At 36.7% G+C, this 22,875-nt stretch carries 26 protein-coding genes and 1 other annotated feature (1 of these 27 cut by a window edge); of the genes, 25 read left to right on the forward strand and 1 reads right to left on the reverse strand.

Translation table 11 applies throughout. The annotated features are described in order from the left end of the window. Positions 1–6 precede the first annotated feature (6 nt). The 9 genes from PYW32_RS03615 to recN all read left to right on the forward strand — a co-directional run bounded on the left by PYW32_RS03615 (position 7) and on the right by recN (position 7,447). Positions 7–432, forward strand: a complete 426-nt coding sequence (locus tag PYW32_RS03615; RefSeq protein WP_016175688.1) for an Asp23/Gls24 family envelope stress response protein — start codon at positions 7–9, stop codon at positions 430–432. After that, on the forward strand, positions 425–874 hold the full coding sequence (gene nusB, locus PYW32_RS03620) for a transcription antitermination factor NusB (RefSeq protein ID WP_016175687.1): 450 nt from the start codon (positions 425–427) through the stop codon (positions 872–874). The genes PYW32_RS03615 and nusB overlap by 8 nt, the downstream gene beginning before the upstream one ends. Positions 875–1,055: 181 nt before the next feature. Continuing rightward, entirely contained in the window at positions 1,056–1,910 is an 855-nt protein-coding gene (locus PYW32_RS03625; protein ID WP_016175686.1) for a bifunctional methylenetetrahydrofolate dehydrogenase/methenyltetrahydrofolate cyclohydrolase, read from the forward strand. 1 nt (position 1,911) lies between these two features. Beyond that, positions 1,912–3,261 (forward strand): exodeoxyribonuclease VII large subunit, encoded by a 1,350-nt coding sequence (xseA, locus tag PYW32_RS03630; RefSeq protein ID WP_016175685.1) that lies wholly within the window; start codon positions 1,912–1,914, stop codon positions 3,259–3,261. Beyond that, complete coding sequence (locus PYW32_RS03635) at positions 3,242–3,463, forward strand: exodeoxyribonuclease VII small subunit (RefSeq protein ID WP_016175684.1); 222 nt, start codon at positions 3,242–3,244, stop codon at positions 3,461–3,463. Before xseA ends, PYW32_RS03635 begins: the two co-directional genes overlap by 20 nt. After that, positions 3,460–4,344: a polyprenyl synthetase family protein gene (locus tag PYW32_RS03640; RefSeq protein ID WP_016175683.1), complete on the forward strand. Its 885-nt coding sequence runs from the start codon at positions 3,460–3,462 to the stop codon at positions 4,342–4,344. Before PYW32_RS03635 ends, PYW32_RS03640 begins: the two co-directional genes overlap by 4 nt. Before the next feature lie 15 nt (positions 4,345–4,359). Further along, positions 4,360–5,178: a TlyA family RNA methyltransferase gene (locus tag PYW32_RS03645; RefSeq protein ID WP_016175682.1), complete on the forward strand. Its 819-nt coding sequence runs from the start codon at positions 4,360–4,362 to the stop codon at positions 5,176–5,178. A 119-nt stretch (positions 5,179–5,297) separates the two neighbouring features. Then, complete coding sequence (argR, locus tag PYW32_RS03650) at positions 5,298–5,750, forward strand: arginine repressor (RefSeq protein ID WP_016175681.1); 453 nt, start codon at positions 5,298–5,300, stop codon at positions 5,748–5,750. Positions 5,751–5,761: 11 nt separating this feature from the next. Next, positions 5,762–7,447: a DNA repair protein RecN gene (gene recN / locus PYW32_RS03655; protein ID WP_016175680.1), complete on the forward strand. Its 1,686-nt coding sequence runs from the start codon at positions 5,762–5,764 to the stop codon at positions 7,445–7,447. Positions 7,448–7,504: 57 nt separating this feature from the next. Here the strand turns inward: recN and PYW32_RS03660 are convergent, their stop codons facing one another. Continuing rightward, the gene (locus PYW32_RS03660; protein ID WP_016175679.1) at positions 7,505–7,621 is read right to left on the reverse strand and encodes a DUF4044 domain-containing protein; all 117 of its coding nucleotides are present in this window, start codon (positions 7,619–7,621) and stop codon (positions 7,505–7,507) included. Between the two features lie 209 nt (positions 7,622–7,830). Here PYW32_RS03660 and PYW32_RS03665 point away from each other — a divergent pair, with 209 nt between their 5' ends. From PYW32_RS03665 to PYW32_RS03740, 16 genes are all read left to right on the forward strand, one after another. Continuing rightward, positions 7,831–8,199 (forward strand): DUF3397 domain-containing protein, encoded by a 369-nt coding sequence (locus PYW32_RS03665; protein ID WP_016175678.1) that lies wholly within the window; start codon positions 7,831–7,833, stop codon positions 8,197–8,199. Between the two features lie 173 nt (positions 8,200–8,372). Beyond that, complete coding sequence (gene mraZ / locus PYW32_RS03670) at positions 8,373–8,804, forward strand: division/cell wall cluster transcriptional repressor MraZ (RefSeq protein WP_016175677.1); 432 nt, start codon at positions 8,373–8,375, stop codon at positions 8,802–8,804. 14 nt (positions 8,805–8,818) lie between these two features. After that, positions 8,819–9,775, forward strand: coding sequence for a 16S rRNA (cytosine(1402)-N(4))-methyltransferase RsmH (gene rsmH, locus PYW32_RS03675; protein WP_016175676.1), 957 nt, complete (start codon positions 8,819–8,821; stop codon positions 9,773–9,775). A 5-nt stretch (positions 9,776–9,780) separates the two neighbouring features. Beyond that, a complete protein-coding gene (gene ftsL / locus PYW32_RS03680; RefSeq protein ID WP_016175675.1) occupies positions 9,781–10,173 on the forward strand; it encodes a cell division protein FtsL in 393 nt (130 codons plus the stop codon). Then, complete coding sequence (locus tag PYW32_RS03685) at positions 10,174–12,387, forward strand: penicillin-binding transpeptidase domain-containing protein (protein ID WP_016175674.1); 2,214 nt, start codon at positions 10,174–10,176, stop codon at positions 12,385–12,387. It begins immediately after the preceding gene. A 17-nt stretch (positions 12,388–12,404) separates the two neighbouring features. Next, entirely contained in the window at positions 12,405–13,370 is a 966-nt protein-coding gene (gene mraY / locus PYW32_RS03690) for a phospho-N-acetylmuramoyl-pentapeptide-transferase (protein ID WP_016175673.1), read from the forward strand. A gap of 46 nt (positions 13,371–13,416) precedes the next feature. Then, the gene (murD, locus tag PYW32_RS03695) at positions 13,417–14,778 is read left to right on the forward strand and encodes a UDP-N-acetylmuramoyl-L-alanine--D-glutamate ligase (RefSeq protein WP_016175672.1); all 1,362 of its coding nucleotides are present in this window, start codon (positions 13,417–13,419) and stop codon (positions 14,776–14,778) included. Between the two features lie 20 nt (positions 14,779–14,798). Next, positions 14,799–15,890 carry an undecaprenyldiphospho-muramoylpentapeptide beta-N-acetylglucosaminyltransferase gene (murG, locus tag PYW32_RS03700; protein ID WP_016175671.1) on the forward strand — a complete coding sequence of 364 codons (1,092 nt, stop codon included), beginning with the start codon at positions 14,799–14,801 and terminating at the stop codon, positions 15,888–15,890. 141 nt (positions 15,891–16,031) lie between these two features. Next, positions 16,032–16,880, forward strand: coding sequence for a cell division protein FtsQ/DivIB (locus tag PYW32_RS03705; RefSeq protein WP_016175670.1), 849 nt, complete (start codon positions 16,032–16,034; stop codon positions 16,878–16,880). A gap of 179 nt (positions 16,881–17,059) precedes the next feature. Further along, positions 17,060–18,391: a cell division protein FtsA gene (gene ftsA, locus PYW32_RS03710; protein WP_016175669.1), complete on the forward strand. Its 1,332-nt coding sequence runs from the start codon at positions 17,060–17,062 to the stop codon at positions 18,389–18,391. A 22-nt stretch (positions 18,392–18,413) separates the two neighbouring features. Further along, entirely contained in the window at positions 18,414–19,652 is a 1,239-nt protein-coding gene (gene ftsZ, locus PYW32_RS03715; RefSeq protein WP_016175668.1) for a cell division protein FtsZ, read from the forward strand. Positions 19,653–19,667: 15 nt separating this feature from the next. After that, positions 19,668–20,342, forward strand: coding sequence for a YggS family pyridoxal phosphate-dependent enzyme (locus PYW32_RS03720; protein WP_016175667.1), 675 nt, complete (start codon positions 19,668–19,670; stop codon positions 20,340–20,342). A 15-nt stretch (positions 20,343–20,357) separates the two neighbouring features. Next, the gene (locus PYW32_RS03725; RefSeq protein ID WP_016175666.1) at positions 20,358–21,017 is read left to right on the forward strand and encodes a cell division protein SepF; all 660 of its coding nucleotides are present in this window, start codon (positions 20,358–20,360) and stop codon (positions 21,015–21,017) included. 45 nt (positions 21,018–21,062) lie between these two features. Continuing rightward, positions 21,063–21,305 carry a YggT family protein gene (locus tag PYW32_RS03730; RefSeq protein ID WP_016175665.1) on the forward strand — a complete coding sequence of 81 codons (243 nt, stop codon included), beginning with the start codon at positions 21,063–21,065 and terminating at the stop codon, positions 21,303–21,305. Between the two features lie 18 nt (positions 21,306–21,323). Beyond that, complete coding sequence (locus tag PYW32_RS03735; RefSeq protein WP_016175664.1) at positions 21,324–22,106, forward strand: YlmH family RNA-binding protein; 783 nt, start codon at positions 21,324–21,326, stop codon at positions 22,104–22,106. Positions 22,107–22,126: 20 nt separating this feature from the next. Further along, a complete protein-coding gene (locus PYW32_RS03740) occupies positions 22,127–22,825 on the forward strand; it encodes a DivIVA domain-containing protein (protein WP_016175663.1) in 699 nt (232 codons plus the stop codon). After that, positions 22,825–22,875 (forward strand) — a binding site (T-box leader); it runs 167 nt beyond the window's last position. Its footprint overlaps the gene before it by 1 nt.

Genomic DNA, 22,875 nt, shown 5'->3' on the forward strand with positions numbered 1-22,875 from the left:
TTTAGAATGGTCGATGAAAAAAATTTCGTATTAGATGCCAATCAAGAATTAGGAGAAATCGTAATTGCTCCTGAAGTGATTGAAGTAATTATTGGAATTGCGGCTTCAAAAGTAGAAGGTGTCTATCGTATGCAAGGTTCCTTTGCAAATAATGTAACAGAATTATTAGGTCGTTCAGCATACGGAAAAGGTGTCCGTTTAGAAATGGATGAAGTTGGGATCAAAGTAGATATCTATACCTATATGAAGTATGGTGTTTCAGTACCTAAAGTTGCAATGGAAATTCAAAAACGTGTGAAAGAACAAGTCTTGTTCATGACAGATGTTGAATTATCAGAAGTGAATATTCATGTGATGGCAGTAGTTCCAGAAAAACCTGAGCAATTAGATTTAGAAGAATTATTTGGAAATGACGAGGAAGAAAATGAGTAAAGAATTATCGAGACATGAAATCAGACAAATGGCTGTTCAAGCGCTATTCCCGTTAGATTTTAACCAAGATTTAGAAAAAAAAGATGCTATCTTGCATGCCATTGAATTGGAACATGAAGAGATGATTGATGAAGAACACGAAAATTTTGTGCCAACGTATCTAGACTTATTAGTAACAGGTGTTTGTGAGAACAAAGAGCCGCTAGATAAAATGATTCAAGAACATTTGCGTCGTGGTTGGAGTTTACAACGATTGTCTAAAATGGATGTCATTATTTTACGTATTGCATTATTTGAAATGTTGTATGTCGATAATGTACCCAATAAAGTTGCTTTAAATGAAGCAATTGAATTAGCAAAAACATTTAGTGACGATCAATCACGTAAATTTATCAATGGTGTATTGTCAACAATCAATAATAAATTAGAAGCTAGCGAATAAGCTAGCTTCTTTTCTACAATGAATTAACGAAGATTTATTGTGGTGTATCGTTGTTTTATGAATATTTTCAATGAATAGCCGAACGAAAATCAATAATTTGATGAAAATGGTAATGAAAATATTTTTTGGGAAATCAATATGTGTTAAAATGATAAAAAATGCAAGGGGGCTATGTAACAAAATGGGTGTATTAATCAATGGAAAAGAATTAGCAGAAAAAATGCAAGAGGAAATTCGTTTAGAGGTCCAACAATTAGTCAAAGAAAATCTTCAACCTGGTTTAGTCGTTTTATTAGTGGGCGATAATCCAGCAAGTAAAACGTATGTAAAAAATAAAGAATTAGCGGCAACACGTATCGGTATTCATTCGAAAGTGGAACGCTATCCAGAGACGATTACTGAAGATGAGTTGTTGGCTGAAATTGAAAAATACAACCAAGATTCAGCATTTCATGGAATCTTAGTCCAACTTCCTTTACCAAAACATATTGATGAAGAAAAGATTTTATTAGCAATTGATCCGAAAAAAGATGTTGATGGGTTTCATCCAATGAATTTGGGTCGTCTATTAGCTGGCGCACCAGAAATGATTCCTTGTACACCATATGGTATTATGAAGATGTTTGAAGCATATGATATTGATTTAGAAGGAAAAAATGCCGTGGTTATCGGACGTAGTAATATCGTAGGTAAACCGATGGGACAATTGTTGTTAGCAAAAAATGCGACAGTGACAATGACACACTCACGTACAAAGAACTTACCAGAAGTTGCTAAACAAGCAGATATTTTAGTAGTCGCAATTGGTCGTGGTCACTTTGTTACAAAAGAGTTTGTCAAAGAAGGAGCAGTTGTCATTGATGTAGGGATGAATCGTAGCCCAGAAGGCAAGTTAATTGGTGACGTGAAATTTGATGAAGTCGAACCGATTGCGAGCTACATTACACCAGTGCCAAAAGGTGTGGGTCCCATGACGATTACGATGTTAATGATGCAAACCGTTGAAGCGGCAAAACGTCAGGAGTTAGAAAAATAAAATGACACAGAAGTATTTGTCTGTGACTGCGCTGACGAAATACTTAAAGCGAAAATTTGATGTTGATCCATACTTAGAACGTGTGTTTTTAACAGGAGAAATTTCGAATTTTCGCTTGCGTCCCAATCATCAGTATTTCAGTTTGAAAGACGATGGTGCCAAAATTTCAGCAGTAATGTTCAAAGGAGCGTTTGACAAACTCACTTTCAGACCAGAAGAAGGGATGAAAGTGATGGCTGTTGGACGTATTTCTTTGTACGAAGCTAGTGGAAATTACCAAATCTATGTTGAGCATATGGAACCTGATGGTGTGGGGGCATTGTATCAAGCGTATGAGCAGTTAAAAGAAAAATTAAATAAAGAAGGCTTATTTCAAGCACCTAAAAAAGTTTTGCCACGTTATCCGAAACGAATTGCTGTACTTACTAGTCCCAGCGGTGCAGTCATTCGTGATATTATTACCACCACACGTCGCCGTTATCCGATTGCGCAAATTGTTTTGTTTCCAACTGTTGTTCAAGGTGAAAAAGCCGCCGATGATGTGGTAAAAAATATTGCGCGAGTGGAAGCGATGGGGAACTTTGATACCATGATTATTGGTCGTGGAGGTGGTTCAATTGAAGATTTATGGTCATTTAATGAAGAAAGAGTCGCGCGGGCGATTTTTGAAGCAAGTACCCCGGTTATTTCTTCTGTCGGTCATGAAACGGATACGACGATTGCCGATTTAGTCGCTGATGTTCGAGCAGCAACGCCAACAGCAGCAGCAGAGTTAGCTGTACCCGTATTAACAGATGAGATTTTACGAATTGAAGAACGTCAAGCCCGCTTGATTCAAGCGTATGCTAATCAAATGCAACGGAAAGATGAACGTTTTCAACGCGTACAAAATTCGTATCTATTCCGTCAACCTGAGCGTTTGTATGAAGCGCAATCGCTAAAATTAGATCAATTACAGCAACGTCTATTCCAACAAATGCAAACTTTGGTCTACGAAAAAGAGCGCGCAGCGAATCAAACGGTTCATCGATTAGCACAAGTTGTGCCAACTGCCCGTGTGCGTGAATCACAACAACAAGTGAATTATTTGTCGGAACGTTTAGACAAACAAATTCAACGAATTTTTGAACAGAAACAAAGACAATTTCAACAAACAATTCAATCACTGGATTTATTAAGTCCTTTAAAGATTATGGGACGCGGGTATAGTTATACAACAAAAGAAACTGTAGTAAAATCAGTGCAAGAATTAACCGTAGGGGATGTTTTAGATGTCCATTACCAAGACGGTCAAGCAAAAGTTGAAGTTCTTGAAATTAAGGAGGAAGATCATGTCAAATCCGACATTTGAAGAATCATTACAAGAATTAGAACAAATTGTTACGCGATTAGAACAAGGGGATGTCCCTTTGGAAGAAGCGTTAACAGCTTTTCAACAAGGAATGATTTTAAGTAAACAATGTAAAGATACCTTAGCAAAAGCAGAACAGACGTTAACAAAAATGATGACAGAATCAAATGAAGAAGTTCCTTTTGAAGAGGCAGAAAAATGAGTGAATTGACGCGTTTTCAAGCAAAAGAAATCCAACAAACCGAAGCAGAAATGGTTCGGTTTATTCGCGAGCAGACCAACGACCAAACGCTTCAAGAAAGTATGTTGTATTCAATAAATGCTGGTGGCAAACGGATTCGTCCCTTATTATTGTTAGCAACCATTGCTTCTTTTAAAAAAGAAATTTCTTTAGGCGGCTATCAAACGGCGGCTGCTTTAGAAATGATTCATACGTATTCTTTGATTCATGATGATTTACCAGCAATGGATAACGACGATTTACGTCGAGGAAAGCCAACCAATCATAAAATTTTCGGTGAGGCGATGGCGATTTTAGCTGGTGATGGTTTATTAACAACGGCTTTTGAATTATTAAGTATGGCTGAAATTGAACCAACTGAAAAAGTGTTGTTGCTACAATTGTTGGCGAAGGCTTCTGGCACACATGGCATGGTTGCTGGACAAGCAGCTGACATGCAAGCAGAAGGCAAGCAAGTGTCAATCGAAGACTTAATGGCGATTCATCAACGAAAAACAGGAGCGTTAATCCGTTTTGCCATGGTTGCTGGAGGAATCTTAGCAAATCAATCAGAAGCAACTTTGACGCAATTAGATCAAGTAGCGAAACATCTGGGATTAGCTTTTCAAATTCGTGATGATTTATTAGATGTGTTAAGCACAACGGAAGTGCTCGGCAAAGAAACCAATCGAGATGAATTTCTCGAAAAAAGCACGTATCCTGGATTATTAGGTGTCGCAGGAGCAAAACAAGCGTTGTTAGATGAATTGACTGCCGCTGAAACAATTTTGAATGAACTGGCTTCTTTCCCAACATTTGATGCCCGTTTATTGAAAGAAGTTTGTGGATTATTTTATTTATAAAGAAAGAGGAACTACATGAAAAAAGAACGAGTCGATGTGTTGGCATTCCAACAAGGACTTTTTGAAACCAGAGAACAAGCCAAACGTGGTGTGATGGCTGGTTTAGTTTATATGGAAAAAAATAATGAGCGTTTAGATAAACCTGGCGAAAAAATTCCATTAGATACGCCATTACAAATTAAAGGGCAAAAGTTGCCGTATGTCTCTCGTGGCGGATTAAAGTTAGAAAAAGCGTTGAAACTATTTGATTTTACGGTACAAGATAAAACTGTTTTAGACATTGGCGCGTCCACAGGTGGTTTTACAGATGTTGCCTTACAAAATGGGGCGAAACAAAGCTATGCCTTAGATGTTGGTTATAATCAATTAGCTTGGAAAATTCGTCAAGACCCGCGTGTGACTGTGATGGAGCGTACAAATTTCCGTTACTGTCAACCAACTGATTTTAAAAATGGTGCACCGGAAGTAGCGACAATTGACGTTTCTTTTATTTCACTGCGCTTAATGTTGCCCCCATTACATGCTATTTTAGCCGATAATGGAGATGTTATGGCATTGATTAAACCACAATTTGAAGCTGGTAGAGAAGCAGTTGGCAAAAATGGTATCGTTCGTGATCCAGCAACGCATAAAGCAGTGCTAGAAGATATTTTACATTTTGCTAGTCGTGAAAAATATGATGTGCAAAATTTAAGCTATTCACCAATCACTGGTGGTGAAGGGAATATCGAATTTATTGTCCATTTACAAAAATCACTGACGACAGGTGTCATTGCAGAAACAGTGAATATTGAACAAATTGTTGCTGATGCGCATCAACAACTAGATAAATAAAAATAAGATTCTTTAGAAAGAAATAGTTTTCTAAAGAGTCTTTTTTTATCAAGCTGGTTCTTTCTTTCTAGAAGAAAATGAGCTATGATAAATAAGAATTTAACTAGGAGGAAAGTTTTATGAGAAAAAAAGAGCGCCATCGTTTGATTACGCGTCTTTTGACAGAATATGACATTCAAAAACAAGAAGAATTTGTGGCGTATTTAAAGCAAAAAGACGTCTATGTCACGCAAGCGACAATTTCCAGAGATATTAAGGAATTAAAACTAATTAAAGTTCCAGCTGCTTCAGGTGGGTACCGTTACAGTTTACCATTGGAATCGACTGAAGATGTCGTTGAAAAATTAGATAAATTACTAAAAAACGCCTTTGTTTCTGTGGATGAAATGGATAAGTTTGTTATTTTGCGTACTTTACCAGGAAATGCTTCGGCAATTGCGAATTTAATTGATAAACGTTTTAAAGAAGAATTATTTGGTACCCTCAACGACGACGATAATATTTTAATGATTGCACGAACACAAGAAGGACGTAGTCTTTTGTTTAATGAACTTAAAAAATACAACCGCTAGGAGTGAATCGTATGCTACTAGAGCTAACGATTGAAAATTTTGCGATTATTCCCAAACTGCATTTAAGTTTTCATCAAGGCATGACGGCATTAACAGGTGAAACAGGTGCCGGGAAATCTATCATTATTGATGCGATGGGCTTATTAGCTGGCAGTCGTGGTTCCAGTGATTACATTCGCCAAGGAGCAGACAAATGCTTGTTGGAAGGATTATTTGAACTGCCACAACAAAATGGTTTTCAACAAGTGATGGATGAATTAGGCATTGATTGTTCAGAAGACGTATTAATCGTTCAACGCGACATGTCTATTTCAGGAAAAAGTGTTTGTCGTGTGAATGGTCGGACAGTGACCTTAGCAAATTTGCGTCGTATCGGGATGTATTTAGTAGACATTCAAGGACAAAATGAACACCAAGAACTCCTGCAAGCAGACAAACATTTATCATTAATGGATAGTTTTGGTTCGCAAGACTTTCAACATGCTTTAGCAAATTATCAAACACATTATCATGAATTTCGTCAATTAGAAAAACAAGTACGTAAAATTCAATCAAATGAACAATCTTATGTGCAACGAATGGATATGTTACGTTTTCAGCAAGAAGAAATTGAACAAGCCAAGTTACAACCGGATGAAGAAGAACTTTTAGTTGAAGAACGTGATAAGTTAAGTAACTTCCAAAAAATTGTTGATGCACTTGCTAAAGCATATGGCGTACTTTCTTCTGAAACAGGTAATAGTTTGGATGGTGTGAGCATTGCCTTAAATGAAATGCAAGGAATTGCACATTTAGACAATGATTATGAACAGATTAACGAAAATATTCAAAATGCCTATTATTTATTACAAGATGCGGCGAGTGATATTTCTCGGCAAATGGATCGATTAGAATTAGATGAAGGACGTTTAGAAGAAGTCGTTCTTCGTTTAGAAATCATCCGTCAATTGAAGCGAAAATATGGCGATTCAATTCCAACTATTTTAGCGTATTATGATAAAATTTCAGAAGAACTATCTGCCGCTACCATGACTGAAGGACAATTAGAAGAATTAGAAGCACAATTAGCAGAAAAACAGCAATATGTTTGGCAATTAGCAGAAGTACTACATGTCAAACGTCAAGAGATTGCGCAACAACTGGAACAAGAAATTTTACAAGAATTATCAGAACTATATATGGAAAATACCCAGTTTGATATCCATTTTGAAACTGGAAAAACGTTACGTGACACTGGTTTTGATCAAGTAGAGTTTTATTTAAGTACTAATCCAGGAGAACCGCTAAAACCATTAGTAAAAGTGGCTTCTGGAGGAGAATTGTCTCGTATTTTATTAGCGTTAAAGACGATTTTTTCCAAAACACAAGAAATGACCAGTATTGTTTTCGATGAAGTCGATACAGGCGTAAGTGGTCGGGTTGCTCAAGCGATTGCTGAAAAAATTGCGAAGATTGCTGATAATTCACAAGTATTATGTATTACTCATTTGCCACAAGTTGCTGCAGTCGCAGATTACCAATATTTTATTTCGAAAGCAGTCAAAGATGGGCGCACTCAAACCCATGTTGTTCAATTGACAAATGAAGAGCGTGTTGATGAAGTGGCTCGGATGTTAGCTGGCGCTGAAATTACGGAATTAACTTTAGAACATGCACGTGAATTGTTACGAATTGCTGGGAAAGTTGCACATCGATAATACAAAAAAAGAGGTCTGGGTAATTACACTCAGACCTCTTATTTAGAAAGTATTTGCTTATGAGAATGCTGCAAGAGCACCTAAAATGGCTGTACCAATGGTAATAATTAACATTAACCAAATCACAATTTTGGTTACTTTAGCAAAAGTACTTGTTGGTTTTTTGTCGTTCATTTTGAGTCATCCTTTTTTATTGATAGTGACAGTGTACAACCAATAGTCGAATAACTCAAGATTTCTAACCATAAAACTTAAAAGTTTTCCTAAAATCAAAACGGGAAATTTCTCTTTTTTGCCGTTTTAATTTTTGGTATAATAATTTGTTTTCAAGAACTACTTTAAAAATAAAATGAAACATCTGTAAACAGAAAGGATTTAATCTTATGACAACATTTTCACCGATTCTCTTACTTTGGTACATTTTTCCTCTGCTTGTACTGTTAGTGGCACAAGTGATTGTAAAATTATTGTCTTTAACGAAACGATTTCAAATGAAAGCCCCCGATTTAGCTGTGCCATTTTTACTTTACGGCATTCATAAATTATCGGCGACGACATTTGGTACAACTATTTTTCCATATTTTTTAATTTCTTTGCTTTCTTTAGGAATTGGCTTGGCTTTTTTTCACGCGTATTTTTATGCAGAGATTAAATATGGACGTTTCTTCAAAATGTATTGGCGCTCGGTTTATCTACTGTCATTATTGTTACATGCTATTCTAGTTATTTTGAACATTATTTCATTGGTGTAGACCTGTTTTCTTAAAGTTTTTTTAAAATCTTTTAAAAGCTTGTCGTTGCTAGAAATTCCTTTTTTGGTAAGGATAAATCAGAGAACTTCCCCTGCATTTTCGCATAAATTGTGGTAGAAAGTGGGGGATTGTGGTAGACTGTGTTTATCAGGTGGCGACTGGGGGAATCATCGATGTTTATGGGCGAATTTCAACATTCTATCGATGCAAAAGGCCGGCTTATTGTCCCATCCAAATTACGAGATAAACTCGGTGAAAAATTTGTGGTGACGCGAGGATTAGACGGCTGTCTTTTTGGCTACCCTTTACCTGAATGGGAGAAACTAGAAGAGAAATTAAATGAAATGCCTCTTGCGAAAAAAGATGCAAGGACATTTGTACGATTCTTCTACTCCGCAGCAACTGAATGTGAAATTGACAAGCAAGGTCGAATTAATATTCCTGCGACACTACGCAAACATGCAAACTTAGCAAAAAGTTGTGTGATTATCGGCGTTTCTAACCGCATTGAGATTTGGGATGAAGCGCGATGGGAAGCATTTTCGATAGAAGCTGAAGAAAACTTTGATGAGATTGCCGAAACCATGATTGATTTCGGTTTATAGAAAGAGGCAAATAAATGGTAGAGTTTCAACATTATACCGTCATGAAGAAAGAAACGGTTGATGGTTTGAATATAAAACCCGATGGAATATATGTAGACTGTACCCTAGGTGGAGCCGGCCACAGTGAATATATTTTAAAACAATTAAATGAACAAGGGCATTTATATGCATTTGACCAAGACCAAAAGGCCATTGATTTTGCAAATGAACGTTTAGCGTCATATGTAGAAAAAGGGCAAGTAACATTTATAAAACGTAATTTTCGCTATTTAAAAGAAGAATTAAATCAATTAGGTATTACCAAGGTAGATGGTGTTCTTTATGACCTAGGTGTTTCTTCCCCTCAATTAGATGAGGCAGAACGCGGGTTTAGTTATCATCAGGATGCGCCTTTAGACATGCGTATGGATCAGACAGCATCTCTTTCTGCCTACGAAGTTGTAAATGATTATGAGTATCATGCATTAGTTAAAATATTTTTCCGTTATGGTGAAGAAAAGTTTTCTAAACAAGTGGCACGAGCAATTGAGCGCACACGTGAAGTTTCACCAATTCAAACAACGGGTGAGTTAGTTGAAATTATTAAGTCAGCGATTCCAGCACCAGCTAGACGTAAAGGTGGTCATCCTGCGAAGCGAATTTTCCAAGCGATTCGTATTGCAGTAAATGATGAGTTGGGTGTCGTTGAAGATTCATTGGAACAAGCAATTGAATTATTAAATAAGAATGGGCGTATCAGCGTAATTACCTTCCACTCTTTAGAAGATCGTATTGTTAAAAACATCTTCAAAGAATACAGCACAATGAAAGATTTACCTCCAGGTTTACCGGTCATTCCCGAAGAATTCCAACCAGAATTAAAAGTAATTACCCGTAAGCCTCTGCTACCATCGGAAGAAGAGCTGGAAGAAAATAATCGTTCACGTAGTGCCAAACTGCGAATTGCTGAAAAACTAAAGGAAAAGGAGTAGCAGTTATGGCTGAATTAAATGCACATCATGAAGTGCCCTATGAAGAGCATCCAAATCATGAGCCATCGCATACTCCGGAACGTCCTGAAGTTGTTGTTGTCCCTTTATCTCCAGCCCGCAAGTTAAGTCGCATCACTAGTATGGAAAAAGTCATCAGCTTGAGTTTGTTGGTTGCGTTAATTGCTTTAGGAGTATTAATGATTAGCTTACGTACTACGATTAGCCAAGTCGAGCATGATGTTTCCATTCTTCAAGACGATGTGACAACTAACGAAGCAGAAATTCTTCAATTAGAACAAGAAAAAAATGAATTGTCTAAAAGTGAACGAATTCAAAAAATCGCTGAAGAAGAAGGATTATCCATTAATAGTGATAATTTAAGGAAAGTGAAGAAGTAAATGCGAATTATAGAGAAAATCAAGCAGTACTTTAAAAAGAAAAATTTGTCTACAATGAACAATCGCAAAAAAGTAGGAATTATTCTCTTTACTACGAGTATTGGATTGTTCTTTTTATTTGTCACACGATTGAGCTATATTGTTATTGTCGGACAAGTGGCAGGAACTTCTTTAGAAGAAAAAACTCAGAACTTATATAAAGGAAGTCAAGTGATTAAGGCAAAACGTGGCACAATTTATGACCGAAACGGCGTAGCCATTGCAGAAGATGCAACATCTTACTCTTTGTATGCGGTGTTGGATAAATCATATGAAAGTGGCAATAAAAAGTTATATGCCGAAGAAAAGAACTTTGACAAACTGGCAACAATTGTTTCAAACGTATTAAAAGGTCGTGTTCGTAAAACGACCGTTGAAAAAGTTTTAAATAGTGGTATAGAAAACGATAAATACCAAGTAGATATTCCCAACGGTAAAAACATTACTTTACAAGAAAAACAAGCGATTGAAGAAGGAATGAAAAAACAGGGAATTCAAGGGTTGTATTTTGATGAACATCCATCGCGCATCTATCCAAACGGGGTATTTTCTTCGCATTTTATTGGGTATGCAGATATTCAAGTGAATAAAGAAACCAATAAAGAAGATTTATTAGGACGTATGGGATTAGAAGAAGTTTATAATGATGTGCTAGCAGGGAAAGATGGAAAAATGACTTTCCAAAAAGATAATTTCCAAAATCCATTACCAGGGACAACGGCTGAAATTGAACCCGCACAAGATGGGCAAGATATTTATACGACTTTGGATGTCCGCCTTCAAAGCTATTTAGAAACATTGATGGACGAAGCGGTCAAAAATATTCAAGCAGAAGATATTACCGCAGTATTGATGGAAGCAAAAACGGGTGAAGTTGTTGCTATGTCACAGCGACCAACGTTTAATCCTGAAACCAAAGAAGAGTTTACAGAAGATGACTTTATCTGGCAAAATCTTTTTGCACAAGACAATTATGAACCGGGCTCAACCATTAAAATTCTAACAGTAGCAGGTGCCATTGATCAAGGCGTCTTTAATCCTAATGAAACATATAGTACGGATGCCATTCGTATTGGCGATACCACAATTCGCGACTGGGATTTGGGTGAAAAAGGCTCATTAACCATGCGCCAAGCATTATCTTGGTCAAGTAATATCGGAATGGTGAAACTTGAACAAAGAATGCCGGATCGTTGGCAACGTTATTTGAAAGAGTTTGGTTTTGGTCGTAGTACTTATTCAGGTATTGCTGAAGAACATACTGGGAACTTACCAGAAGATAATATTGTCAGTCAGGCAATGTCTTCATTTGGTCAAGCAATCGGCGTCACGCAATTACAAATGTTACAAGCCTTTACGGCGATTTCTAACGATGGTCAAATGTTAAAACCGCAATTTATTAAGAAAATTGTGAATCCGAAAACAGAAGAAGAAATGGTGACACAAAAAGAAGTTGTAGGTCATCCAGTTTCCGCATCGGCTGCACAAGCGGTACGTGAATACATGCGTGATACAGCAGAAGACCCAGATTATGGGACTGCCTATGGTCGTTATGATATTCCCGGGTACAATGTATCTGTTAAAACAGGGACTGCGCAAATTGCACGTGACGGTAGCTATCTATCGGGCGAAAGTGACTATTTGTATTCTTCAGTGGCGATGATTCCTTCTGAGGACCCTAAATATGTGATGTATGTGACAATGAAACGTCCAGATCATCAAGACGGTTCCATTATTCCAAGCATTGCGACACCATTATTAAAACGTGCTATGGATTTATATGATGTCGATTTGGTAGAAGATCCCGATGAAACAAGTACAGAAATGATTACAGTCGAAGATTATCGGAATTTAGATACTACCACCGCAGCTGAGTATGCACAAAGACGCGGTTTATCTGTTGTCGTTATCGGCAACGGGGATGAAGTTAAAAAGCAATCCATTGAAAATGGTAAAAAAGTGATGCCATCTGAAAAACTGTTCCTCTTAACCAATGGTGATCAACGTTATATGCCTGATACGATTGGTTGGTCCAAAGCCGACTTGATTAAACTAGGTGAATTATTAGATGTTGAGGTAACTTTTGAAGGAGAAGGATATTGTGTTGCGCAAAGTATCGCTCCATATGAAGCATTAACAGATACCGGTTTAACGTTTACGTTGAAAGAAAATTAATTTAGGAGAGAAAAAGCATGGAATGGACAAAAATGATTCTGCCACTTGCAAGTAGTTTTGGGATTACAGTGGCGACAATGCCGCTATTTATTGGGTACTTTCAAGCAAAAAAATATGGACAAGAAATTCGCGATGAAGGACCAAAATGGCACAACATCAAAGCAGGAACACCAACAATGGGAGGTTTGGTTTTCTTAGTTGCTTCGATTATTACCGCACTTTGGGTGGGATTATGGCAACAACAATTAACACCTTCACTATTCATTCTATTGTTTATCTTGGTACTTTATGGATTATTAGGTTTCTTAGATGATTTTATCAAGATTTTCAAAAAACGAAATATGGGATTAAATTCCTTACAAAAGTTAATTGGTCAAATCGTCGGAGCAGTTGTTTTCTATTTGGTCTTCTTATATGAAGGAAATGCCAATGTATTAAATCTGTTTGGTCTTTCAGTACCTTTATCTTATCTATATGGTTTGTTTGTCATTTTCTGGTTAGTCGGGTTTTCAAATGCAGTCAACTTAACGGATGGGATTGACGGATTGGTTTCAGGTTTAGGAACAATCTCTTTTGGAACGTATGCCATTATTGCTTGGCACCAACAACAATATGACATATTAATTTTATGTTTAAGTGTGATTGGTGGATTGATTGGTTTCTTTTTATACAATCATAAACCAGCAAAAATTTTCATGGGAGACGTTGGTTCTCTTGCGTTAGGTGGACTATTAGCAGCCATCTCTATCTTATTACATCAAGAATGGACACTGCTTTTAATTGGACTTGTTTATGTCATTGAAACAGCAAGTGTCATGTTACAAGTAGCTTCTTTCAAATTAACAGGGAAACGTATTTTTAAAATGTCACCCATTCATCATCATTTTGAAATGAGCGGTTGGACAGAATGGAAAATTGATAGTGTATTTTGGTTAGTAGCTTTAGGTTGCTCAGCTTTGACACTAGTCATTTATTTTCTATAATTAGTAAATAAGCGTTTGAAAGACACATTCGTAGGAGATGAATAAGATGAAAACTATTACTGAATACAAAAATAAAAAAGTCCTTGTTTTAGGACTAGCAAAAAGCGGATTTAGTGCGGCCAAATTGTTACATGATTTGGGCGCACTTGTTACCGTTAATGACGGAAAACCATTTGAAGACAATCCTGAAGCGCAAGATTTGTTGGCATTAGGTGTCAAAGTCGTGACAGGCAGTCATCCCATTGAACTATTGGATGAAGACTTTTCATTAATGGTAAAAAATCCAGGAATTCCTTATACACAACCATTAGTACAAAAAGCATTAGAAAAAAAGATTCCAATTTTAACAGAAGTGGAATTAGCTTACCAAATTTCAGAAGCACCAATTATTGGCATTACTGGAACAAATGGTAAAACAACAACAACAACTATGATTGAACGTGTATTAAATACAGGTCTATCAAAGGGAACCGCTCGCTTATCTGGAAATATTGGTTTTCCTGCAAGTTCTGTCGCTCAAGAAGTAACGAGTGATGATTGTTTGGTTATGGAGCTATCTAGTTTTCAATTAATGGGTACGCAAACTTTTCACCCGACAATAGCCGTTATTACGAACTTGTATGAAGCACATTTAGATTATCATGGCAGTCGCGAAGAATATGTTGCTGCTAAATGGAACATTCAAAAGAATATGACCAACGAAGATCATCTTGTGTTGAATTGGAATCAAACAGAAGTCCAAGCATTAGCGAAAACGACCAAAGCAACCGTCGTTCCTTTTTCAACTAAAGAAAAAGTGGAAGGTGCCTATTTATTTGAAGGACAACTTTATTTTAAAGAGGAAGCTATCTTACCAGTCGATCAATTAGGTGTTCCGGGAAAACATAATGTTGAGAATGCTTTAGCTGCTATCGCGGTAGGAAAACTTTGGGGAATTGACAATCAAGCTATTGCCAAAGCATTAAGCGTCTTTACAGGAGTTCCTCATCGTACCCAGTACGTGGATAAAATTGAAGAGGTTGTATTCTTTAATGATTCAAAAGCAACCAATATCTTAGCTACAGAAATGGCATTAGGTGGTTTTGATCATGAGCGATTGATTTTGCTTGCTGGTGGTTTAGACCGTGGCAATGGTTTTGATGAATTGGTGCCTTCATTAGAAGGTATTAAAGCGATTGTTTTGTTCGGCGAAACGAAACATAAACTAGAAGATGCTGCAAAAAAAGCAGGCATTCCAACAATTAAATTGACTGAAAATGTAGAAACAGCTGTACCGATTGCCTTTGAATTAAGTGAAAAAGGGGACACAATTTTATTATCACCAGCTAATGCTAGCTGGGATCAATATCCGAACTTTGAAGTTCGTGGTGACCGTTATATGGCCGCAGTTGCTGCATTGAAAAAATAATAAAGAGTGAGGAAGATACAATGAAAGTATTAGTCACTGGTGGTGGAACTGGAGGACATATTTATCCAGCCTTAGCCTTTGTGAAATATGTAAAAGAGCAAGACCCAACATCAAGTTTTTTATATGTGGGTGCAACAAGAGGATTGGAAAATAAAATCTTACCTCAAACCGATATTCCGTTTAAAACACTAGAAATTCAAGGGTTCAAGCGGAGTTTATCCTTTGATAATGTCAAAACGGTTCAATTATTTTTGAAAAGCATTCGTGAAGCAAAGAAAATTTTGCGTGAATTTAAACCAGATGTAGTGATTGGAACAGGTGGATACGTTTCAGGAGCAGTTGTTTATGCTGCTGCTAAAATGAAAATTCCAACGATTGTTCATGAACAAAATAGTGTGCCGGGTGTGACGAATAAATTTTTAGCGCGTTATGTTGATAAAATTGGGATTGCTTTTGAAGATGCTGCTCAATATTTTCCAAAACAAAAAACAGCTTTGGTTGGTAATCCACGTGCGCAAGAAGTAGGCGGGGTTGCCCAATCAACTATTTTAAAAAATTACAATTTAGACCCTGAAAAGAAAACTGTCTTAATTTTTGGTGGTAGTCAAGGTGCGCTAAAAATTAATCAAGCGGTGGTTGCTGCTATTCCAGAATTTGCGACGAAAGAGTATCAAATCTTGTATGCTTCTGGAGAGCGTTATTATCAAGAAATTGAAGAATCAATCGGCATGTCTAAAGACGCTTTTGCTAATATCAGTATTCAACCATATATCAATCAAATGATGGAAGTTATGGTTAACTGTGATCTATTAATTGGTCGTGCAGGAGCGACTTCAATTGCTGAATTTACTGGTCTAGGGTTACCGGCTATTTTAATTCCTAGTCCTTATGTGACGAATGACCATCAAACGAAAAATGCGATGAGTTTAGTGCATGCAGGCGCCGTAGCAATGATTAAAGATAGCGAATTGACAGAAGAAAACTTGGTTGCTAAAGTAGACGAAATTATGAATGACGAAGCTTTGCGCAGTCAAATGGCAAAAGCTTCAAAAGAACAAGGAATCACTGACGCTTCTGAACGTTTGTATCAATTAGTCCAATCCTTGATCTAGAAAAATGTAAAGGAGGCGATTACTATCAGTACGAATGAGGAAGAACCAAAAAAGGTTAAAAAAAATCAAGAAGAAAATTTAACTCCTTGGCAAAAGGAACATTTACTTTATCTTGAGAAAACAGGTCAAAGTGACCCAACAATGGAATTGGAAGAGGAAGAAGAACTCGAAGATTTAGAAGAAATAGAGGAAGTTACTGAAGAAGAGATTGATGAACGGGTCTCTTTTGCTGATCGTCTCCCAAAAATAAAAGAATATCGTAGTAAAAAACTGTATCAACGGTTGATTCTGTTAATTCTTTTATTTCTAATCCCTTTGTTAGGTACATTGTATTACATCTCACCTTTAAGTAAAGTTGCCGATATTACAGTTGTTGGCAATCAAAAAGTACCAGCAGAATCAATTTTAAATGAGTCTAATTTAAAGCGTGATGAAAGTCTATGGACACAATTTTTAAATCGTAGACAAACAGTGAAACAAATTAAAGAGAAAGCACCTCGCGTAGAAGACGCAAGCATTCGAATTGTTCATTGGAATCAATTACAAATCAGTGTCACCGAATATCAAGAAGTTGCTTGGTTAGTCAAAGGGAAAGAATACTTGCCAATTTTAGCAAGTGGTTATGTCATTCAAGAACCTCAAAAAGAAGCTGGTCAGGATAAAGTGATTTTTGAAGGATTTACCGATGAGAAAGTTATTTTACGGACATTACGAGCGTACGATAACTTACCAAAAGAAATTCAAGAAGGCATTTCACAAGTGAAATATGCACCATCAAAAAGTAATGACCAATTATTGAATCTTTACATGAATGATGGCAATCAAGTCATCGTCAATATTTCAAATATGTCTAGCCAAATGAAATACTACCCACAAGTTGCTAAAGAGATGGATGAAAAAGGGGTTATTGACATGGAAGTCGGCATTTTTGCTTACCCATATCAAACTTCTGAATCAACAACTGAAACAACTGCAGTCGAAAAAGAATAAAAAAGCGAGAAAAAACGAAATTTTAACATAATTGTCACATAATTTTTTATTAACTCCTTTCTAAAATGGGCTAAACTATGGTAAAATTGGTAGCAGTGAATAAATGATTCGATATAACTAAATACGAACGAATTTGTTCGAGATATATGGAAATTAGTAGGTAGGAGGGAACCCGATCCATGGCAAAAACGGGAATGCATGTTGGTCTAGATATTGGTACGACTTCTGTAAAAGTGGTTGTAGCAGAATATATTGAAGGTCAAATGAACATTATTGGTGTAGGAAATGCGAAATCAGAAGGAATTAATCGTGGGATTATTGTTGATATTGACAAAACTGTAAAAGCCATTCAGCGTGCAGTGCGCCAAGCTGAAGAAAAAGCAGGAATTCAAATCCACAATGTAAGTGTTGGTGTACCAGCAAATCTTTTAGAAGTAGAAAATTGTCAAGGGATGATTGCGGTAAGTAGTCAATCAAGAGAAATTTCAAACGAAGATGTACGTAATGTAGCTTCAGCAGCTATGGTACGCTCAATTCCTCCTGAAAGACAAATCATCACAATTATTCCACAAGAGTTTACAGTGGACGGCTTTGAAGGAATTAAAGATCCTCGCGGCATGATCGGTGTGCGTTTAGAAATGTTAGGTGTTGTCTTTACTGGGCCAAAAACAATCGTGCATAACATCCGTAAATGTGTCGAAAAAGCGGGATTAAATTTAAGCGAAATGGTTATCACGCCATTAGCATTAACTGAAACAGTTCTTTCTGACGGCGAGAAAGATTTCGGTACAACAGTTATCGATATCGGTGGTGGACAAACAACTGTTGCTGTAATGCATGACAAACAATTGAAATTTACGAATGTGAATCAAGAAGGTGGCGAATTTGTCACAAAAGATATCTCAACTGTCTTGAATACATCATTTAATAATGCAGAAGCATTGAAAATTAACTATGGTGATGCTTATCCAGAACGTACTTCTGCCAGCGAAGAATTTCCGGTAGACGTTATTGGTAAGTCAGAACCAGTAAAAATCGACGAACGTTATCTTTCTGAAATTATCGAAGCGCGTATGGAACAAATTTTTACCAAAGCAAAAGATGTTTTAGATGAGATTGAAGCTTTAGAACTACCTGGTGGTATCGTATTAACTGGTGGTGCAGCAAGCCTACCTGGTATTGTAGAACTAGCGCAAGAAGTATTTGGTGTTAACGTCAAATTATACGTACCAAACCACATGGGCTTACGCAATCCAGTTTTCACAAATGTTATTAGTATTGTTGATTACTCAGCAAACTTAAGTGAAGTTTACCAAATGGCGAAAAGCGCTGTTACTGGTGAAAAAGTTGTCTTAGATCGTCCGGCAGCTGTTCAACAAGAACCAGTCTACGAACAACCACAATATGAAACAGAAGAAGTTACTTATCAAGAGCCTGTCGCAACAGAAAAATCAGCGAATGAAGGATTTACAAGTAAAGTGAAAAACTTCTTTTCTAACATTTTCGATTAATAACTCAGGAGGAAATTAAATTATGGAATTCTCAATTGATAATACAATCAATGACGGCGCAGTAATTAAAGTTATCGGTGTCGGCGGCGGTGGCGGAAACGCTGTAAACCGTATGATTGAAGAAAACGTAAAAGGTGTTGAATTTATTACAGTTAACACTGACGTTCAAGCTTTAAAAAATTCAAAAGCCGAAACAGTTATCCAATTAGGCCCTAAATATACTCGTGGTCTAGGTGCTGGTTCTCAACCAGAAGTTGGACAAAAAGCAGCAGAAGAAAGTGAAGAGTTAATTCGTGAATCATTAGAAGGCGCTGATATGGTCTTCATCACTGCTGGTATGGGTGGCGGAACTGGTACAGGTGCTGCGCCAATCGTTGCAAGCATTGCAAAAGAATTAGGTGCATTAACTGTTGGTGTTGTGACACGTCCATTTACTTTTGAAGGTCCGAAACGTGGCCGTTTTGCAGCAGAAGGTATTGCAAAATTAAAAGAAAACGTAGATACATTACTAATCATTTCTAATAACCGTTTATTAGAAGTTGTTGACAAGAAAACACCTATGTTGGAAGCTTTCCGTGAAGCAGATAACGTATTACGTCAAGGCGTACAAGGTATTTCTGACTTAATCACTGCTCCTGGTTACGTAAACTTGGACTTTGCTGATGTGAAGACAGTTATGGAAAACCAAGGAACAGCATTAATGGGTATTGGTGTTGCGACTGGTGAAGAGCGTGTCATCGAAGCTACGAAGAAAGCTATTTCTTCTCCATTGTTAGAAACTTCTATTGAAGGTGCAGAACAAGTCTTATTAAACATCACAGGTGGTTTAGATATGACGTTATTCGAAGCACAAGATGCTTCTGATATTGTTGCTGGTGCTTCAGCTGGTGATGTGAATATTATCTTAGGTACTTCAATCAATGAAGAACTAGGTGATGAAATTCGCGTAACGGTTATTGCAACAGGTATTGACCCATCAAAACGTGAAAATAAACCAGCTCGTGCAAGACAAAATCAAGTTCAAGCTACGCCTCAAAGACCAGTTTTTGAAATGGAACAAGCAAAACCTACTGAACAAGAAGAAACTGCTGCGACATTTGGTGATTGGGACATTCGTAAAGAACAAAATGTTCGTCCAAAAATTGATGAAACACAATTTGAATCTATTGAAAAGAAAGATTTTGATACTTTCAGTCGTGAAGAAACAAAATCAAATGACGATGAGTTAAATACACCACCATTTTTCCGTCGTAAAAGATAAGAGGAGGCAGAGCACATGATTTCTGACAACTTGCGGGAGGTAGAGCAAGAGCTGCGGGATTCTTGTGCTCTTGTTTCTCGTCAACGAGACGAAGTGACGCTCATTGCTGTAACAAAAACGGTCGATGTTGAAAAAACGATCGAATTAGTGAATTTAGGCGTTCATCATTTAGCTGAGAACCGTGTTGACAAATTCTTAGAGAAAAAAGAAGAAATGGCCGTTTTTTCTAATGTTTCATGGCATTTCATTGGTAATTTGCAACGTAGAAAGGTAAAATCAGTTATAAATGAAATTGACTTTTTTCATGCATTAGACAGTTTAAAGCTAGCAAATGAAATTCAAAAACGTGCAGAAAAAGTGATTCGTTGTTTTATTGAAGTAAATGTTTCTGGTGAAGAAAGCAAACATGGTATTGCGCCAGAGGAAGTGGAAGCATTTATTGATTCACTTGCTACATATGATCGCATTCAAGCTGTAGGATTAATGACTATGGCACCATTTGATTCAACTGTAGAAGAACAACATCAACTTTTCGCAAAATTAAAAAACTTACAAAAAACTATAGCAGCAAAGAATCTACCGCATGCTCCTTGTACTGAAATCAGTATGGGCATGTCAAATGATTTTCCTGTTGCCGTTCAAGAAGGTGCAACTTTCGTCCGCGTGGGTACTGCACTATTTAAAGAGTAAAAGGGGGATTATTACATGTCATTTTTAGCGAAAGTATCAACTTTTTTTGGACTAGAGGATGAAGAGTACATGGAAGAGGCACAAGCATCTCAGCAAAAGCCAGTAGTTCAACAGGCAGCTTCTAGTTCTGCTAGACAGAAAAATACATTCAACCCTAGAGCGCAAACTACAAATACTAAGCCTAAACCTAAACTAAAGCCAAAACAAAAAGTAAAACAAAAACCAAGCTATTCGTCAGAACCTGTCTCTTCACGACAAGTGCTAACACAAGCGACTGAATCAATGTATAAAGAACCTGTGTATACGCAATCAGCGCAACCAGAACCAGAAAAAAAAGTTGTGTCTATGCGTCAATCATCACCGAAAAAACAAGTGAAAACAGAAGTTGCTTCGGTTGATGGAGCAAGTAAGATTATGATTGTTTCACCACGTGTTTATTCTGAAGCGATGATTATTGCGAAGCATGTCCTGAGTGGAGAATCGGTACTTGTTAATTTTCACTTAATTGAAGAGTACCAAGCAAGGAGAATTGTTGATTTCTTGACGGGAACAGTGTACGCTGAAGACGGTGATATTAAACGAGTAGCAGATGAAATCTTTTTATGTACACCAAAAGGTACTGAAATTGATGGGACGGCTCAATCACTAGTTGACAGTAACTTATTTGAAATGTAACTAGAGGAGGAAAAGCTTATATTTATTTATAGTTTAATCGATCTTTTGGGGAAAGCAGTTTATATTTATACTGTATTACTTGTAATTTATGCACTTTTATCGTGGTTTCCCGGAGGCTATCAATCGTCTTTTGGTCGCTTTTTATCGAAAATTTGCGAACCATATTTAAGTTTATTTGATCATTTAAATCTGTCTTTTGGACCAGTGAATTTTAATATTGCATTTGCTATCATCATTCTACAATTAGCGTCAGAAGCACTATTTCGTATTATTCTAGCGATTTTATAATGAAAGGGGTGAGAATCGATGAACGCAAATGTCTATCAGCATTTTCGAACCGATGAACACCCTTTTATTGATACCGTAGAACATTGGATTGAACAAGTAACAATGCAATATGCACCTGTGTTAACAGAATTTTTAGATCCTCGGCAAGCGTATATTTTAGAATCGCTTGTTCGTCAAACATCTGATTTGAAATTTCAATTTTTTGGTGGTTATGAAGCAGCTGAACGAACACGTTGTTTGATATTTCCCGATTATTATGAACCGACACAGGATGAATTTGATATTGTTTTATATGAAATTAATTACCCTAAAAAATTCACGACTTTAAGTCATGGAAAGATTTTGGGGACGCTTATTGGTACGGGTGTCAAACGTGAATTTTTTGGCGATATTATTTCTGATGGCGAGAATTGGCAAGTATTTATTGCTAAAGAAGTACATTCTTTTGTAGAATTACAAGTCACTAAAATGGGCAATGTCACTGTCCGTTTAGAAACACGTGATTATACACAAATTTTAGTACCAAAAGATGGTTGGTCAGAAGAACGAACGACTGTGAGTTCTTTACGACTAGATACAGTCATTTCTAATGTGTTTAATATTTCTCGTCAACGTTCGAAACAATTAATTGAGTCAGGAAAAATCAAAGTCAATTGGACAGAAACCGTGCGACCAGATTTTTTATTGGATTTGTTGGATATTGTTTCTATCCGCGGATTTGGACGATTACAAATTCAAGGATTAGAAGGCGCAACAAAAAAAGAAAAAATTCGCTTGTTGCTCGGTGTATTACGTAAATAACTATAAAGAGGTGTATAAATATGGCATTAACTCCATTAGATATTCAAAACAAAAGTTTCGCAGTGAAAATGCGTGGTTATGAAAAAAATGAAGTCGACGATTTTTTAGAAATTGTCGTTAGAGACTATGAAGATGTTACACAAAAAAATCGTGAGTTAGAAAAAGCATTACGTCATGCAGAAGAAAAATTAGAGTACTTCAACGAATTGAAAGATGCGTTGAATCAATCAATTATTGTTGCACAAGATACTGCTGATAAAGTAAAAACAAGTGCAAGTAAAGAATCTGAAGTTATTGTGACATCTGCGCAAAATAAAGCAGACGAATTAGTTACAACTGCAGAAAAACGTGCGGCAGCTTTAACAGCAGCAGCCGAATTAAAAGCCAAAGAAATTTTAACAGAAGCAACTGCACGTGCACGTCAGTTAGCAACTGAAACAAATGACTTGAAATCTAAAACAAGAGTCTTCCATAATAACTTATTGGTTATGTTGCAAGCACAATTAGAACAAGTAAAAAGTCCAGAATGGGATGAAATTTTGGCACCATTTTCAAGTTATGTTCAAGAAGACCACGAAGTTATTCGTGAGGTTTTATCTAAAGAACTTGACATTGAAAATACTTCTGCAGTAAACTCAGAAGAAGAAATTAACTCAGATGATGACATTTCAATTGTCGAAGCAAGTGGAAAAGTCGTAAAAGTATCTGAAAAAAATTAATACTTGATAGGAAGTAGAACAGAAAAGCTAATTGTATTTTTCCAGCGAAG

The sequence above is a fragment of the Enterococcus saccharolyticus subsp. saccharolyticus genome (genome assembly GCF_029023825.1).
GTDB lineage: Bacteria > Bacillota > Bacilli > Lactobacillales > Enterococcaceae > Enterococcus_F > Enterococcus_F saccharolyticus.